Here is a 15,396-nt window from a genome sequence, read left to right as displayed (position 1 = left end):
AGGATGCGGTGGTTGCGGATTCGAGGGATACTGGCAGTGTTGATGGTATTCGTTCTGCTGGGCGCAGTCTCGGCAGTGGCAGGCGCAAATGTCGTACCGGTCACCCGTCTTGGGATGATTACCCGTGTCAACACGCCCAACGATTTCCGTCCTCCTGCCTGTACAGCCAGTATGGCTTCCATCATCAGTGGGAGTGGCACCCTCACCGGTACCGGCGCCAATGATTTGATCCTGGGCAGTGCTGCTGGAGACGTTCTCTACGGGGGTCCGGGCAATGACTGCCTGATGGGCGGGGGCGGCTTTGACTGGCTGTTTGGCGAGGACGGCAATGATTATCTGAATGGCGGACCCGGCTTTGACCTGTGTTTTGGCGGCATCGGGGTGAACACCTACGATGCTTCTTGTGAAGTTCAGTGGTGAAAGAACGGTCATGAACATGCTGAGAATGGGTCGAAAGTGGCGGTGGGGCTGGCTGATCTTGAGCATCCTGATTCTGGTGGGCGCCATTTCGGCGTTTGCCGCCGCCAATATTGTGCCGGTGACTTACCTGGGCATGATTCTGCGCGCTAACACTGCCAACGACTTCAAACCCCCCGAGTGCGCCGCGCTCAACCTGAACAACATCGTGGTGGGGAGTGGCACGATTAACGGTACGAATCAGAATGACCTGATTCTGGGCAGTCCCTTTAACGATACGGTCAACGGGCGCAACGGCGCGGAATGCATTCTGGGAGGCGGGGGAAATGATTATATTGAAGGCAGACAGGGCAATGATGTCCTTCTGGGCGGTCCCGGCGACGATACTTTGATCGGCGGTCCCGGCAACGATACTTTGATCGGCGGTCCCGGCGACGATACTTTGATCGGCGGTCCCGGCAACGATTACTGTGAGGGCGGCGGGGGTGCCGATGTTCTGGATCCCTCGTGTGAGATTCAAATTCCATAAAGCCCCAGACCGGGGCTTTATCTTTTTGGTGGGGCTATTCCAGTGGAATGGAGGCGCCGCTCTGCGGGTAATCTACTTGCCGAAAACCCGCTTCGAGAATCTTTTCGCGCAGGGCAGTGGCGGCAAGTTGCTCGCCGTGCACCAGCATAATGCGCCGCAGAGAGCGGCGGCTTGCCAGGGCGTACTTCAACAGCATATCCTGTCCGGCGTGCGCCGAAAGCCCGCCAATGGTAGCCACCTCTGCCCGGCGGATGTAGGTCTCACCGAAAATCTTCACCTTGAACTCGCGGTCTGCCAGGCGACGTCCCAGCGTGTCGGGCGCCTGCCAGGAAACAATCATCACCGTGTTGCGTGGATCTTCCAGATTGTTTTTGAGATGGTGCAGGATGCGTCCGGTTTCCGCCATGCCCGATGCCGAGATGATCACCATTGGACCGGGCAAGCCGTTGAGGGCTTTAGATTCTTCCACATCGCGGATATAGGTGAGGGTGGGGAAGTCCAGCGCGGGGTGACGGTGCTCGCGGATGAACTTTCGGGTTTCTTCATCGAACAGTTCCAGGTGCTTCATGAACACTTCTGAGGCATTAACCGCCAGAGGACTGTCAACGTACACCGGCACAGCGGGCAGGTCTCCCTCGCTGATCATGCGGTTGAGCGAATACACAATTTCCTGCGTGCGCCCGACGGCAAAAGCCGGGATGATCACCTTGCCGCCGCGTTCAAAGGTACGCAGAGCCACCTCGCGGAATTCCGCGTATGCCGCTTCGGGGTCGCGGTGTGGCTTATCGCCGTAGGTGCATTCCATGAGCAGGTAATCTACCTGCTCCGGCAGAACCGGATCCTTCAACAGGGGCAGTTTTTCGCGCCCGATATCGCCGGAAAACCATACCCGGCGGCGGGTGCCGTTTTCTTCAAGGTCCAGAATCACACCTGCCGAGCCAAGGATATGCCCGGCATCTACAAAACGGGCATGGACCCCCGGGGCTGGCTCAAAGGTCTCGCCGTACTGCACGGGGACAAACAGCGGCGCAACGGCTTCGGCATCGGCGCGACTGTAGAGCGGTTCGATGGGTGGTTCGCCGCGACGCAGGCGTTTTTTGTTCAGGTACTCGGCGTCGGCTTCCTGAATGTGGGCAGAATCGCGCACCATGATGTCTGCCAGTTCGGCGGTGGCGGGGGTGGCGTAAATGGGTCCTTCATAGCCCTGTTTGACCAGATTGGGCAGGTTGCCGGAATGGTCAATATGGGCATGCGAGAGGATGACGGCATTCAGCCGGCGTGGGTTGAAGGAAAAGGTGCGGTTGCGTTCGTAGGTATCTGCGCGGTGACCCTGAAACAGTCCGCACTCCAGCAGTATCTTTGCCCCGTTAATGTCCAGCAGATGCTGCGAGCCGGTGACGGTTTGAGCAGCGCCGAGAATGCGAATGTTCATGGGTTTTTCTCTTTCACCAGCAGTTGAACGATTTCTTTTCCAAAGGTTTTCCAGCGCCAGGGCAGGTGCGCCATCTGTTTCTCCACTGCTTCGGGGGTGATGACATCGCACTGAGCCAGGGCTTGCATGGTTTCACGCGGCAGGATGACATCCGACTCTACCCCCATGCGTCTGCCGGCATCCTTGCGCCAGCGCTTGAGCATTTCCAGCCGTTTGAGCATCTGGTGGTTGGGGCGGGTGTGGTTGGGAGGCTGGGGCGCAGGACGTTCTCTGCCCCGCCGCAGGGCTTCCATGATGCCAAGCCCGTAGCGTTCCAGGTGCGCATAAGAAAGCCCCTGCACCTCTGCCAGATCTTCCAGCGTCTGCGGGTTGGCTTCGGCAATCTGCATTAACACCGCGTTGGAGAGCACCCGGAAGGTGGGCAGGTTGGCAAAGCGCGCCTGTTGTTCGCGGAACTCCACCAGTGCCTGAAGCAAACGGGCTTGCAGAGGTGGAATATCGGTGGTGTCGGCAACATCCCACCACATGGGGTGACGGGCTTCGGCAGGTGCGGCAGGCGTTTCGCACACGCGCACGAAATCTTCCTCTGCCAGCGCGCTCAAGCCGCGTTCTGCCAGTTCTTTTGCCAGCAGGTTGCGCAGGTCTATCAGGTAGTGCGTATCCAGTCGGGCATAGTTGAGCATGGCGGGTGGGAGCGGGCGCCGTGCCCAGTTGGCGCGCTGGTAGCGCTTATCCAGCGTGACCCCGAAAGTTTCCTCCAGCAGTGCCGCCAGCCCTACTTCGCTCCGCCCGAGGATGCGGGCGGCAATCATGGTATCAAAAAGGTGGGTGAAGGAGAAACCAAAATCGCGCTTCAGACAGAGGATGTCGTACTCGGCAGCATGGAAGACTTTTTCAATGCGGGGGTTGGCGAAGATTTCATCCAGTGGCGAGAGGTTTACCGATGCCAGCGGATCCACCAGATAATCAGCGCCGGGAACAGAGAATTGAATCAGACAGATTTGTTCCTGATAGGCGTGCAAGCCATTGGATTCGGTATCCACAGCCACCTGTTCGCAGGTGAGCAGGTGATTCATCATCCGCCGGAGGGCGGCAGGGGTGGCTACCCAGATGGGAACAGCAGAATCTTCCATGTGCATGGGGGAAATTATAACAAGAAAGGGGGCATTCTTTGCAGGCGGGTTTTTCTTCTCCGGATATAATTTCCCCTATGAAGCACTGGTGGACTGCCCTGCGCGCCCGCGCAGAAGCCCTGGAAAAAGAAGCCCGGGTGCTGGTGCTGGCGTATCGTCATCCGCGCACGCCGTGGTATGCCCGGGTGCTGGCGGTGCTGGTGCTGGCGCACACCTTCAGCCCGGTAGATTTGATTCCCGATTTCATCCCCGTACTGGGGTTGCTGGACGACTGGATCATCACCCCGCTGGGCATTGCTCTGGTGATTCGTATGATTCCTCCAGAGGTGATGGCAGAAGCGCGTCAGCAGGCGGAGGGACGCGGCGGTATAGACCCCTCCCTGCGCCGCCTCGGGGTAGCGCTGGTCATTGTCCTCTGGCTGGTTGTACTGCTCTGGCTGGGTAAAGCCATTTGGGAGTGGAGAAAAATGGGAGGGTAACAATGCCCTCCTCTGATGAGGATGCAGAAATAGCGGTGTTGAAGGTTATACGGGTTGTATCTCCAGATCTTGAATGCGTACGACTTCAGGGTCGCTGACGTATTGAAGCAGCCGTAATCCTTCCAATCGAATCAGTTCAGGAAGGATGGTCTGGTATATTTGACAGTTGGGAGAACGATGATAGGGACTGCCCATCATCCTCCGGGTTTCCAGCGGACATCCTCCGCCGCACCAGTAACGCCAGGGACAGGCGGCGCACTCTCCGCGTTCGTCCACAGGGGGATTGCGGAAGCGGGTTTGGTTGGCGCGGACATGGGATAACGGGTCGGCGGCGAACACGTTCGTTACCGGTTGGTGAAGGAGCATCTGGCACTGGGCTACCTCACCCTGTGGAGTGAAAACCAGATAATCTGAGCCAGCGCCACAGGGCAGGGTATGAGGATAGGCGAGGGTGGTGCGATCCAGAATGCTCAACAGGCTGAAGCGGGGAAGGTTGTTTTCAACAACCTTCAGGGCGCTTTGAATGCCTGACAGAATGGCCTCGTTTTCGAGTTGCAAATCGGTATGAGATTGGGAGAGAACACTCTGGCGGTAAAAATTTAACTGGAACGGCAGTTCTCTTTCCAGAATCCACGCCATCAGTTCCGCAAGTCCGGCGGCATTCCTGCCGGTCACCGTGATGGAAATATTCGGACGGATGCCATGGGCTAACGCCAGTTCAACAGCGCGAGAGACTTTATCGAAGGATCCTTTTCCGTCAGAAAAGCGGCGCTGAGAATTGTGCCATGCTCCCATGCCATCCATGGAAATCATTAAGCGAATGTTTCGGTCTTTCAATGCCCGTATCATGTGGACAGTCAGGAGCGTGCCATTGCTCAACACCGTTTCTTCCAGAAAAATTTTGTGGCTGTTTGCCAGTGTTCGGGCTTGTTCGTGCAGTTCAAGGATGAGCGGAAAACGCAGGAGCGGCTCCCCTCCGGCGTACATGATCTTGACTCTGGGGTAGGCATGCAGGTTTGCCGAGCGAAACAGCGCCTGGACAGCGGAATACCCGGTGGCGGCGTTCATGTCCTGTGAGTGATGGGGCAGGTAGCAGTAATCACAGCGCAGATTACAGCGGTCGGTCAAATGAAACCATGCGCTCAAGGTTTTCAGGCAGGGAAGATCGGAGGCTGGCGTGAGAATGGGAAAGAGTTCTGGAAGGGAATGGACTGGAGAATGGGTCGAAACGGGCTTAATGGGGGCTAACCTGTATAAAGGAGTGATGTTTTCCGGCTGGAGGGCGGTAACGCCGTCTCCTTCAGGTGTGAACATGGCAAACGAAAGCAAGGAATAGGATGAAGTCCCGGAAGGTAATGGAATACCGGGATGGTCATTCACAACCTTTTGCAAAGGGCTATCACAGGCACAGTCTCCATTTTCTACAAGGGAAGATGGTGAGTCACAGGCACAGTCTCCCTCTCCCACAGAAAAACGCGCAGGATTCAATACCCCCTGCATGACCTGGATTTTCATGAATTCCTCCCTGCATTCCCCTTTGCGTACTTTTTATTTTAGAGAAAAATTCTGCAAAATAGAAGGATGATTTTTTTTGGATTCTGGCAGAGGGAAAAAGTCAAACCGCCCTCTAAACTTTCCTGAGGGCGGCTTGAAAAGGACTGTGAAAGAAACCCTGCTTTAACTCAGCGCAAAGGGGGTAAAACGGGTGTGCAGGTCGTAGTAGTCCTCGTTCTCGGCGCGCTTGAGCGCGTTGACGATTTGATAGGTCAGCGGGGTCATGACCACTTCCACGCCCACTTTAAAAATGTAATTGGTCAGCGTGAGCGTACCGAAAAGAGACCAGGGGAAAACCCCCGTCAGGGTGGCTACCAGAATGAAGACAAGGGTATCCACCCCCTGTCCTACCAGGGTACTGCCGATGGTGCGCATCCACAAAAAGCGCCCCTGAGTCAGCACCTTCATGCGTGCCAGCACAATCGAATTGCTGAACTCGCCAGCCAGATAGGCGATTAAACTGGCAATCACAATGCCGCCGGAGAACATCCCGCTCAGAATGGCATCGTAGGCGCTTTGCCCGGCATATTCCTGCCAGGTAGCCTCTCCGGGCAAGCCGCGTACCACCCAGAAGATGAACGCGCTCAACGCCAGCATGGCAAAGCCCGTCCAGATGACCCGCCGTGAGCGGCGAAAGCCGTACACCTCGGTCAGCACATCGCCAAAGATGTAACTGATGGGGAAAAGCAAGGTGCCCGCGTCGAACGCCAGGGGAATGCTGCCAATGGAGATCCCCCAGTCCACAATTTTGGCGGACGAAGCAATGTTGCTGACGATCAGCACGGTCACAAACAGCGCCATCACCAGGTCAAGGTACCGGTAAGATCGTTCTGTGTTTTGAGAGGTGGTCATTCTTCCTCCAAAAAACAAAGGTTGTTTCCAGTGCGCCCCAAGTATACCTGAATTCCTGTCAACGGCGAGGCAGTTTTCTCTTTAAGTGCGCGTCTCCCCTGTAAATTCCCGTGCTTTTTGGTAAACTTACCTTCGATATGGAGCATATTCGCACCCTTGAGGAATTTCCCCGTGGACGTACTTTTTTGACCGTGGGCACATTTGATGGCGTTCATCGCGGACATCAGGTCCTGCTGACGGCGCTGGCGCAGGCGGCGCATCAATCCGGTGCGCAGAGCGCCGTGGTGACCTTTTTCCCTCATCCGGCGGTGGTGTTGCGCGGCTTGCCTCAGCCCTATTACCTCACCTCTCCCGAGGAACGCGCCCGTTTAATGGGCGCATGTGGGATTGATGTGGTGTTGACTCTGCCCTTTACCCGTGAACTGGCGGCGCTGAGCGCCCGCGAGTTTGTGGAAATGCTCCGCGAAAAAGCCGGCATGGAATCCCTCTGGGTGGGCTACGATTTTGCGCTGGGACATAACCGTGAGGGAAATGTGACGGTTCTCCAGCGTCTGGGCGAGGAACTGGGTTTCAGTGTGCATGTCTTGCCGCCGGTGGCGCTGGACGATACGCCGGTCTCTTCCAGTTTGATTCGCTCCGCGCTGGAAAAGGGGGATGTGGTCACAGCGGCGCGCATGCTGGGACGTCCTTATGCCATTGAAGGCGCAGTGGTGCACGGGGATGCTCGCGGACGCACCCTCAATATCCCGACCATCAACGTGGCGTTTTGGGCGGAACAGCGCCTGCCTGCCTTTGGCGTGTACGCCTGCCGGGTGGAGGTGGAAGGGCGCGCGCTGGACGCGGTGGCAAACATTGGTGTGCGCCCCACCTTTGAAAATCCAACCGGTGAAGTGCGCCTTGAAGCCCATTTGCTTGATTTTTTTGGCAATCTGTATGGCAAAACAGTGCGCCTGCAGTTTCTCGCTTTCCTGCGCCCCGAGCGTCGCTTTGAATCCGTAGAGGCGCTGGTGGCGCAGATCCAACAGGATATCCAGCATGCCAGGGAGGTGTTGACCCATGCCGCTTAGCCGTCAGGTCTATCTGCTCGATTCCATGCAATTACCCCCCGAGACCATTGCCGTTGCCTTTGCCAAAACCTCGCGCTCGCCGCAGTCCTTCCGCGAAATTGCGGCGGAACTCACCGATGAGAAGAGCGCCGAGTTCCACGAGAAGTGGGTGGTAGGCTACGGACACGCCTCGGTGGCGGAGCATGCTGTCCTGCACATTGCTGTGGAGAACATCTCCCGCCTGGCGGTGGAGTGCCTGGAGTCGAACCGGCTGGCTTCTTACACCGAAAAATCCACCCGCTACCAGAAGTGGGATGCTCAGGCTTACTGCCTGCCCCCCGAACTGGAAACGCACCCTCTGCGCGCGCTGTATGAAGACACCATCGGGACGCTGTTTGAGACTTACCAGCATCTGCTCGAGCCGGTGCGCCAGGTGGTGGAGCATCGTCAGCCGCGCCGCGAAGGCGAGGGTGACGCCGCCTACGACCGCCGCATCCGTGCGGAGTACGTGGACGTATGCCGTTTTGCCCTGCCGGCGGCGGCGCTCGCCAACGTGGGGGTGACCATCAACGCCCGCGCGCTGGAACATGCCCTGCGCAAAATGCTCTCCCATCCCCTGGCGGAGGTGCGGCAGGTGGGTGAGGAAATCAAGCAGGTTGCGCTGGAGCGCCTGCCCACCCTCATCCGCTACGTGGAGCCGGTTGCCTACCTGCAGCAAACCGCCCGCGATCTGACCCGCATGGCGGGCAACTTCCCGGCTTCCGAAGAGACCGACTGGTGCCGTCTGCTTTCATGGGACGCACAGGGCGAAGACCGCATCCTGGCGGCGGCGCTGTACCGCTTTGGGCATATGCCCTTTGCTCAGGCTCTACAGGCGGTTCAGAGCGCCTCGTCGGAACAGCGCGCTCAATGGGCGGAGGCACTGCTGGGCGGGCGTGGCAGGTATGATATACCCCTGCGCGAACTGGAGTACGCCTTCTTTACCGTTGATCTCCTGCTGGATCAGGGGGCTTATTTTGAACTCAAACGCCACCGCATGATGACCCAGACCGCTCAGCGGTTGAGTACCCTGCACGGGTATGCCCTGCCGCGGGCGATTCTCGACGCGGGTATGGCGGATACCTTCCGGCTTGCCATGCGCGCCGCGCACCGCGCCTATTTGCGCCTCTCCAGCGATTTGCCTGAAGTGGCTTCTTACGTTGTTCCCAATGCCTTCAACCGGCGGGTCTTGTTGCACTTCAACCTGCGTACGGCGATGCACTGGCTTTCTCTGCGCAGTGCCCCCAATGCCCATTTCAGCATGCGGCGGGTGGCTCAGCGGGTGGCAGAAGACCTGCGCAGGGTACTGCCCACCCTGGGGCGTTATCTGATGGCGGAAGAAGGGGAGTCCTGGCAGGCTGTGGAAACCGTCCATTTTGCCGCCACTGCCGAACGCCCCGAATGAAAGAAGGAAAAACCATGCCTGCAACCTGTGATGAACTGTTAAGCGAACTGCGCTCTGCCCGCGCCGAACTGCTGGAGGTTCTGGAGAGCATCCCCGAAGCAGAGCGGGAAACCCCCGGCGCCTGTGGAGCCTGGACGGTGAAAGACGTACTGGTGCATCTCAACCACTGGGAAGGTGAGATGGTCACCCTGTTGTACACCCTCAAGCGCGGAGCGCCCATAACCAGCATCCTTCTTGACCCGAAACTGGATGTGGATGCCTGCAATGCCCGCTGGGTGGAGATGGCCAAAGACCGCCCCTGGGAACGGGTATGGAGCGACTTTCTTGGCGTCCATACGCAGTTACTGCGACGGACGGCGGAGTTTCGCGATGATCAGTTGTTTCAGCCGGGACTGCATCCCAGACTGGGCAAAACGCCCCTCTGGCGACTCATCGCGGTGTGCGCTTTTGAACATGAACGCGAACATGCCGCAGGCTTGCGGGCATGGAAAGGTTCTTTAAAAAACGTCCAGTCAGGATAAGACGGAAGGTTCTCATATCATTCCGCATTTGCCTCTCAAAGGTGCAGAAACAGGCTTGATCTCTGGCAGGACTTTGCGGGTGACGTGAGGCACGCATGAAATCTTTATTTGCAATGGGGAGGGTTTTGAGGGTATGGATTTGAACCGCATCACCAGTTTCAAGAGTTTCCGCCAGAAGATGAGCGAAATGTGGAAGAGCATTGACTTCTCACGCGAGTCGGTGCAGGATTATCTCTATGTGCTGATCGGGGCGTTGGTGCAGGCATTTGCCATGCGATTGTTCCTCATCCCGGCGCAACTGGTCAGCGGCGGGGTCAGTGGCGCGGCGCAGTTGATTAACCACTATACCGGCTGGCCCATTGGGTTGATGGTCTTCATCGGCAATGTGCCGTTGTTTGTTCTGGGCTGGCAACATCTGGGTGGTCCCCGCTTTGCTTTGCGCACGGCGCTTTCTATCGTTGCTTTTTCCTTTTTTACGGACTTTCTGGCGCTCTTCCTGCCGGCGGATGGTGTGGTGCATGATCTGGTGCTGAACTGCCTCTACGGGGGCGTGGTGATGGGGGTTGGATTGGGGTTTGTGTACCGCGGTAAAGGCACCAGCGGTGGCAGTGACATTCTGGGGCGCATTCTCAACGAACGGCTGGGGATTTCCATCTCGCAGGCATATCTGGCGACCGATTCGGCGGTCATCCTTTCGGCAGGGTTTGTCTTTGCCTGGGAAAATGCTCTCTACGCCCTGGTGGTAACTTATGTCAGTGGTCTGGCGGCGGAGATGGTGCTGGAAGGTTCAAACGTTTTCCGCACCGCCATGATCATTACCAGCCGTCCAAAGGAAGTGGCGGAAAAAATCCTCTACGAAATGGAACGCGGAGTTACCTTTTTAGAGGGAAGAGGCGGTTACACAGGCGCTCAGCGCGAGGTACTGTACTGTGTGGTTACCCGCTCGGAGATCAGCCAGATCAAGTCCATTGTGAAAGCGGTGGATCCCAACGCATTCATGGTCATCGGGCAGGCGCATGAAGCGCTGGGCGAAGGTTTCCGTCCGCTCCAGTAGCGCAACCGGGCTCGAGGATAGGGGTTCCTTCACTGTAGAACCCCCAATATTACAATCATCAGACAATTTATGACATTTCTTATTGAAAAAGTTCCGCGTTTTCTATATACTGAATGTATTCCAGCGTTAGAGAACGCGGATTTTGTTATTCCAGCGAGAAAAAAATTCAGGTTCAGCCCTTTGGATGGGCATGCTGTATATCAAATGTCTTTTTCTGGGGAGTGAAGATGCCTGAGAAATACGATTTAATCATTCGTCGGGCGCAATTGCGCCGTACCCCCGCCGGACAGTGGATGGATATTGCCATTGCCGATGGCGTCATTGCTGCCATTGCCCCTCATGTGGATGGGATCGCCGCTCAGGAACTGGACGCCGCTGGTGGGCTGGTTACCGAGTCCTTCGTCAACACCCATCTGCACCTGTGCAAGGTGTACACCCTGCAGATGATGGACGAGGAAGCCCTCAAAGACTATCACGGTGCCGATATGGGCAAAGCCATGACCGCCATTGAACTGGCAGCGCGCGTCAAGGAAAAATATGACGAGCGCTGGATCATCGAGAACGTGCGCCGCGCCCTGGTGGATGCCGCCCGTTACGGCAATACCCATATTCGCGCCTTTGCCGATGTGGATAGCAAAGCCAGACTGGAAGGGGTCAAAGCCCTCATCCGCGCCCGCGAAGAGTTCCGTGGGATTGTGGATATTCAGGTGGTAGCCTTTGCTCAGGACGGCATGGTGCGTGAACCCGGCGCCAGAGAGTTGATGCATCAGGCAATGGAACTGGGCGCCGATGTGGCTGGGGGCATTCCCTGGATTGAGTACACCGAAGAGGATATGCGTCAGCACGTGCGCGAAATTTTTGACCTGGCGGTGGAATTTAACAAGGACGTTTCCATGCTGGTGGATGATGCCGGAGATCCCGGTTTGCGCTCCATTGAGATGATGGCGCTGGAGACCATCCGCCGCGGCTGGCAGGGACGCTCGCTGGCGCATCACGCCCGCGCCATGTCCATGTACCCCACGCCGTACTTCCAGAAACTGGCGGCACTGCTCAAGAAAGCCGGCATGGGTGTGGTGAGCGACCCCCACACCGGTCCCCTGCATGCCCGCGTACGCGAATTACTTGCTGAAGGGTGCCTGGTTTGTCTGGGTCAGGATGATATTTCCGATGCTTACTACCCCTACGGACGCAACAATATGCCCGAGGTGGCTTTCCTGGCTTCCCATTTGCTGTGGTTCACCACCGCTTCCGATATGGAGATTCTGTACGATATGGTGACGGTCAACGCGGCGCGCGCCATTGGCTTGAAGAATTTTGCCCTCAAGGTGGGTTCTCCGGCGCATCTGGTGGTGATGGAGCAGAAGAACGTCCTGGAAGTCCTGCGTTATCACGAGGCGCCGCGCTACGTTATCAGTCACGGCAAACTGGTGGATCAGCAAGCCGTGCGCAACATGGCTGGTTTGTAAGGACGAACAGGACGTATGACAACTTTTATTGGTGTCCCTCAACCCCGCATTGACGCGTATGAAAAGGTGACCGGGCAGGCGGATTTCATTGCCGATTTAAGCCTGGGGCGTATGCTGTACGCGCGGGTGGTTCGTTCCACCCACGGACATGCCCGTCTGCGCCGCGTGGACGCTTCCCGCGCGCTGGCAGTTCCGGGCGTGCGCGCTGTCATCACCGGGCGGGAGTGCCCCAAACGGATTGGCTTTGCCATCAATGATCACACCGTGATTGCCTGCCAGAAGGTGCGCTACGTGGGAGAACCGGTGGCGGTGGTGGTGGCGGTCAGCGAAGAGATTGCCGATCAAGCCGCCCGACTGGTCGAGGTAGATTATGAGCCCTTGCCGGTGCTGGTGCATCCGCGTGATGCGGTTGCGCCCGGCGCTCCGCTCATCCATGAAGATCTGGAAGAGTACGCTCACGATCCGGTGGTGCATCCTCAGCCGGGTACAAACATTGCTCACCGCTACCGCCTGTGGCGCGGGAATGTCGAACAGGCTTTCCGCGAAGCCCATCTGGTGGTGGAAAACGAATACTGGGTGCCCTGGATTGCGCACGTGCAGATGGAACCGCACGGCGCCATTGCTCAGTACGATGGCGAACGCCTGACCATTTACACCAGTTCGCAATCGCCTTTCTACGTGCGCGAAACGGTGGCGTATCTGCTGGACATGCCCTCGGCGAATGTGCGTGTGCAGGTGCCGTATGTGGGCGGCGGTTTTGGCGGTAAGTCGGATGTGACCATCGAGCCGTTGCTGGCGCTGGTGGCGTACCATGTGCCGGGATTGCCCATCCGCCTGATTTTGACCCGTGAGGAAATGTTCTCCGGCACGGTCAATGGACGGGGATGCTGGGGACGGATGAAGACGGCGGTGGACCGCGAGGGCAACCTGCTGGCGCATCAGTCTGAACTGTATTTTGGCAGTGGCGGTTATGCCGATTACTCGATCTGGATCAGCCAGGGCGGCGGACACAATGCCACCGGTCCCTATTACATTCCCCATCTGGATTTGCGCTCGCATGCGGTTTATACCAACACCCCGCCCACCGGTGCATACCGTGGTTATGGGCACCCCGAAGTGCACTGGATGATGGAACGTCAGATGGATCAAATAGCCCGCCGACTGGGCATGGATGCGGTGGACCTGCGCCTGCGCAACCTGCTCCGCCCGGGCTTGCAGAATGCCATCGGGCAAACGATGAAAGAGTACAACGGGCGCGCCGACCTGTGTCTGCTGGCGGTGCGCGATGCGCTGGGCAAAGAGACCACCCCGACCGTTCCGGGACGTATCCGTGCGCAGGGGATTGCCTGTTTCATGAAATCGCCGGTGATGAAGACCAATGCGCAAAGCGGTGCGGTCATCAAATTCAATGAGGATGGCACTGCCACCCTTTTCACCGGTTCAATTGAAATGGGGCAGGGGGTTAACACCATCCTGACGCAAATTGCCGCTGAGACCCTGCACATGCCCATTGAGCAGGTGCAGTACGCCCCGGTGGTGGATACGGAATATTCCCCGCAGGAGTGGCAGACGGTTGCCAGTCACTCGACCTGGGCAGTGGGCAATGCCGTGCGTATGGCGGCAGAAGATGCGCTTGAACAGTTGCGTCAGGCTGCCGCGCTGGTGTTCGATGTGCCGCCCGATGAGGTGGTGGCAGAAGATGGCTGTCTGTATCCGCAGGGCAAGCCCGAAAAAGCCCTGCCGTACCGGCGCTTTGCTGTGGGTTATACCCGTCCGGATGGTTCGGCGCTCAACCCGCCGGTGATCGGGCGGGGCATGTTTGTGCCCCGAGGTTTGACTTTTCCCGACCCGGCAACCGGGCAGGGCAACATGGCGGCGTCGTGGACGTTTGGCTGTCAGGGGGTGGATGTGGAGATTGACCCCGACAGCGGTCAAATCCATGTTCTGAAAATGGTCAGCGCGCAGGATGCCGGAAAGATCATCAACCCGGTGACGGCGCGCGGGCAGGTGGAAGGCGCCATGACCATGGCGCTGGGTGCGGCGCTGATGGAAAAACTCAAATTCGCTCCCGACGGGCGCATCCTCAACGCCGGTTTTGTGGATTACCGTATCCTCTGTGCCGCCGATATGCCTGAAATGGAAGTCATCTTTATTGAAACTCCGGATGCGACCGGACCCTATGGCGCGCGTGGACTGGGAGAGCACGGTATTGTGGCGATTCCACCGGCGGTTGCCAATGCGGTGGCGAGAGCCCTGGGAGTCGAATTCTACGAACTGCCGGTGACTCCAGATCAGATCATGACGGCGCTTGAAACGCGCCGGGAAGGAGGCGCTTCTGCAACATTCTGGTAAAATATTCGTTAGGGTTTCCGTTTGTTCCGTTCAATCCAATTGCTGAATGGAGGAGAACATGAAATTCAATCGGTTTGTTTCCCTGCTGGTGCTGGTGCTGTTCGTAGCCAGTATGCTGGCGGCGTGTGCGCCCGCGGCAACTCCCACGGCGGCACCCAAGTCGGATAAACTCAAGGTTTTCGGTGCCTTCGCTACCCCCATTGAAGAGCCGTGGGACGGCGTCATTCACGCCGCGCTGATCAAAGCCCGCGAAGAAGGCAAAATTGAGTACGAATACACCGAAAACATCGGCTACTCGGGCGATATGGAGCGCATCCTGCGCGAGGTTGCCGAGCAGAAGAAACCCGACATCATTTTTGGCGATGCCTTCGGGAACGAGGAAGCCGTGCGCCGTGTTGCCAAGGACTTCCCGCAAATTGCTTTTGTCTTCGGTTCGGGTCTGGGTCCCTCGGATCCCAATCTCTCGGTGTTTGACAACTGGATTCATGAACCGGCTTACCTGTGCGGTATGCTGGCAGGCGGCTTGACCAAGACCGGAATCATTGGCGTGGTCGGCGGGTATCCCGTGCCTGAGGTGAATCGTCTGACCAATGCCTTCATCCGCGGCGCCAAAGAGGTCAATCCGAACGTGAAAGTGCTGGTGACCTTCATCAACTCGTGGTTCGATCCTGCCGCCGCCAAAGAAGCCGCTCTGGCGCAGATTGATGCCGGTGCCGATGTGCTGTACGCTGAACGCTTTGGCGTTATTGAAGCCGCCAAGGAAAAGGGACTGTTTGTCTTTGGCAACATGAGCGATCAAAACTCACTGGCGCCTGATCTGGTGGTCTCCAGTCCGGTGTGGAACATGACCCCCACCGTGGAGTACGTCATCAGCCAGGTGAAAGCCGGCGTGTACACGGCACAGGACCTCAAGGACTTCTCGATGGTGGCGAAGGGCGGCGCCAGCCTGGCTCCGTTCCACGCAACCGAGAGCAAGATTCCGCCTGAACTGCTGGCGAAGGTGCGCGAACGCGAACAGCAGATCAAAGAAGGTCTCTTCCGTGTGGACATTGACGAGAATCAGCCGCAGCCAGTTAACTGATCTGGCAGGTGATCGTTTGATCCCGCAACGGGTGTT

At 57.7% G+C, this 15,396-nt stretch carries 14 protein-coding genes; 10 read left to right on the top strand and 4 right to left on the bottom strand.

Annotated features, from left to right (window positions below):
• Window positions 1–3: 3 nt before the first annotated feature.
• Together LHF31_RS13340 and LHF31_RS13335 are read left to right on the top strand one after the other, a co-directional pair.
• Window positions 4–420 carry a hypothetical protein gene (locus LHF31_RS13340; RefSeq protein WP_298010410.1) on the top strand — a complete coding sequence of 139 codons (417 nt, stop codon included), beginning with the start codon at window positions 4–6 and terminating at the stop codon, window positions 418–420.
• Window positions 421–430: 10 nt separating this feature from the next.
• Entirely contained in the window at window positions 431–946 is a 516-nt protein-coding gene (locus LHF31_RS13335; protein ID WP_298010408.1) for a calcium-binding protein, read from the top strand.
• A 34-nt stretch (window positions 947–980) separates the two neighbouring features.
• Here the strand turns inward: LHF31_RS13335 and LHF31_RS13330 are convergent, their stop codons facing one another.
• Window positions 981–2,378 carry an MBL fold metallo-hydrolase RNA specificity domain-containing protein gene (locus tag LHF31_RS13330; RefSeq protein ID WP_298010406.1) on the bottom strand — a complete coding sequence of 466 codons (1,398 nt, stop codon included), beginning with the start codon at window positions 2,376–2,378 and terminating at the stop codon, window positions 981–983.
• Window positions 2,375–3,517, bottom strand: a complete 1,143-nt coding sequence (locus LHF31_RS13325) for a ribonuclease D (protein ID WP_298010403.1) — start codon at window positions 3,515–3,517, stop codon at window positions 2,375–2,377. The genes LHF31_RS13330 and LHF31_RS13325 overlap by 4 nt, the downstream gene beginning before the upstream one ends.
• A gap of 71 nt (window positions 3,518–3,588) precedes the next feature.
• Between LHF31_RS13325 and LHF31_RS14695 the strand changes: the two genes are divergently transcribed.
• A complete protein-coding gene (locus tag LHF31_RS14695) occupies window positions 3,589–3,990 on the top strand; it encodes a YkvA family protein (protein WP_363324802.1) in 402 nt (133 codons plus the stop codon).
• A 45-nt stretch (window positions 3,991–4,035) separates the two neighbouring features.
• On the opposite strand, the gene LHF31_RS13315 is transcribed toward LHF31_RS14695, so the two are convergent.
• Together LHF31_RS13315 and LHF31_RS13310 are read right to left on the bottom strand one after the other, a co-directional pair.
• The gene (locus tag LHF31_RS13315; protein ID WP_298010400.1) at window positions 4,036–5,505 is read right to left on the bottom strand and encodes a radical SAM protein; all 1,470 of its coding nucleotides are present in this window, start codon (window positions 5,503–5,505) and stop codon (window positions 4,036–4,038) included.
• Between the two features lie 162 nt (window positions 5,506–5,667).
• Complete coding sequence (locus LHF31_RS13310) at window positions 5,668–6,396, bottom strand: queuosine precursor transporter (protein ID WP_298010397.1); 729 nt, start codon at window positions 6,394–6,396, stop codon at window positions 5,668–5,670.
• A gap of 137 nt (window positions 6,397–6,533) precedes the next feature.
• Between LHF31_RS13310 and LHF31_RS13305 the strand changes: the two genes are divergently transcribed.
• From LHF31_RS13305 to LHF31_RS13275, 7 genes are all read left to right on the top strand, one after another.
• Entirely contained in the window at window positions 6,534–7,463 is a 930-nt protein-coding gene (locus LHF31_RS13305; protein WP_303774297.1) for a bifunctional riboflavin kinase/FAD synthetase, read from the top strand.
• Window positions 7,453–8,886 (top strand): FAD-dependent thymidylate synthase, encoded by a 1,434-nt coding sequence (locus LHF31_RS13300; RefSeq protein WP_298010393.1) that lies wholly within the window; start codon window positions 7,453–7,455, stop codon window positions 8,884–8,886. Before LHF31_RS13305 ends, LHF31_RS13300 begins: the two co-directional genes overlap by 11 nt.
• 14 nt (window positions 8,887–8,900) lie before the next feature.
• Complete coding sequence (locus tag LHF31_RS13295) at window positions 8,901–9,407, top strand: ClbS/DfsB family four-helix bundle protein (protein ID WP_298010391.1); 507 nt, start codon at window positions 8,901–8,903, stop codon at window positions 9,405–9,407.
• A gap of 133 nt (window positions 9,408–9,540) precedes the next feature.
• Complete coding sequence (locus LHF31_RS13290; RefSeq protein WP_298010389.1) at window positions 9,541–10,461, top strand: YitT family protein; 921 nt, start codon at window positions 9,541–9,543, stop codon at window positions 10,459–10,461.
• Between the two features lie 227 nt (window positions 10,462–10,688).
• The gene (locus LHF31_RS13285) at window positions 10,689–11,927 is read left to right on the top strand and encodes an amidohydrolase family protein (RefSeq protein ID WP_303774296.1); all 1,239 of its coding nucleotides are present in this window, start codon (window positions 10,689–10,691) and stop codon (window positions 11,925–11,927) included.
• A gap of 15 nt (window positions 11,928–11,942) precedes the next feature.
• Window positions 11,943–14,279, top strand: coding sequence for a xanthine dehydrogenase family protein molybdopterin-binding subunit (locus tag LHF31_RS13280; RefSeq protein WP_303774295.1), 2,337 nt, complete (start codon window positions 11,943–11,945; stop codon window positions 14,277–14,279).
• Between the two features lie 58 nt (window positions 14,280–14,337).
• Window positions 14,338–15,360, top strand: a complete 1,023-nt coding sequence (locus tag LHF31_RS13275; protein ID WP_298003403.1) for a BMP family protein — start codon at window positions 14,338–14,340, stop codon at window positions 15,358–15,360.
• The last annotated feature ends 36 nt before the right edge of the window (window positions 15,361–15,396 follow it).

Origin of the sequence: Anaerolinea thermophila (assembly GCF_020723905.1) — a bacterium.
Lineage (GTDB): Bacteria > Chloroflexota > Anaerolineae > Anaerolineales > Anaerolineaceae > Anaerolinea > Anaerolinea thermophila_A.
This window is presented reverse-complemented; position numbering and strand designations above follow the sequence as displayed.

Coding starts and splice junctions, on each gene's coding strand:
- LHF31_RS13300 (WP_298010393.1), top strand. CDS start 7,453: ATGCCGCTTAGCCGTCAGGTCTATCTGCTCGATTCCATGCAATTACCC.
- LHF31_RS13275 (WP_298003403.1), top strand. CDS start 14,338: ATGAAATTCAATCGGTTTGTTTCCCTGCTGGTGCTGGTGCTGTTCGTA.
- LHF31_RS14695 (WP_363324802.1), top strand. CDS start 3,589: ATGAAGCACTGGTGGACTGCCCTGCGCGCCCGCGCAGAAGCCCTGGAA.
- LHF31_RS13335 (WP_298010408.1), top strand. CDS start 431: ATGAACATGCTGAGAATGGGTCGAAAGTGGCGGTGGGGCTGGCTGATC.
- LHF31_RS13295 (WP_298010391.1), top strand. CDS start 8,901: ATGCCTGCAACCTGTGATGAACTGTTAAGCGAACTGCGCTCTGCCCGC.
- LHF31_RS13315 (WP_298010400.1), bottom strand. CDS start 5,505: ATGAAAATCCAGGTCATGCAGGGGGTATTGAATCCTGCGCGTTTTTCT.
- LHF31_RS13305 (WP_303774297.1), top strand. CDS start 6,534: ATGGAGCATATTCGCACCCTTGAGGAATTTCCCCGTGGACGTACTTTT.
- LHF31_RS13285 (WP_303774296.1), top strand. CDS start 10,689: ATGCCTGAGAAATACGATTTAATCATTCGTCGGGCGCAATTGCGCCGT.
- LHF31_RS13340 (WP_298010410.1), top strand. CDS start 4: ATGCGGTGGTTGCGGATTCGAGGGATACTGGCAGTGTTGATGGTATTC.
- LHF31_RS13325 (WP_298010403.1), bottom strand. CDS start 3,517: ATGCACATGGAAGATTCTGCTGTTCCCATCTGGGTAGCCACCCCTGCC.
- LHF31_RS13280 (WP_303774295.1), top strand. CDS start 11,943: ATGACAACTTTTATTGGTGTCCCTCAACCCCGCATTGACGCGTATGAA.
- LHF31_RS13330 (WP_298010406.1), bottom strand. CDS start 2,378: ATGAACATTCGCATTCTCGGCGCTGCTCAAACCGTCACCGGCTCGCAG.
- LHF31_RS13290 (WP_298010389.1), top strand. CDS start 9,541: ATGGATTTGAACCGCATCACCAGTTTCAAGAGTTTCCGCCAGAAGATG.
- LHF31_RS13310 (WP_298010397.1), bottom strand. CDS start 6,396: ATGACCACCTCTCAAAACACAGAACGATCTTACCGGTACCTTGACCTG.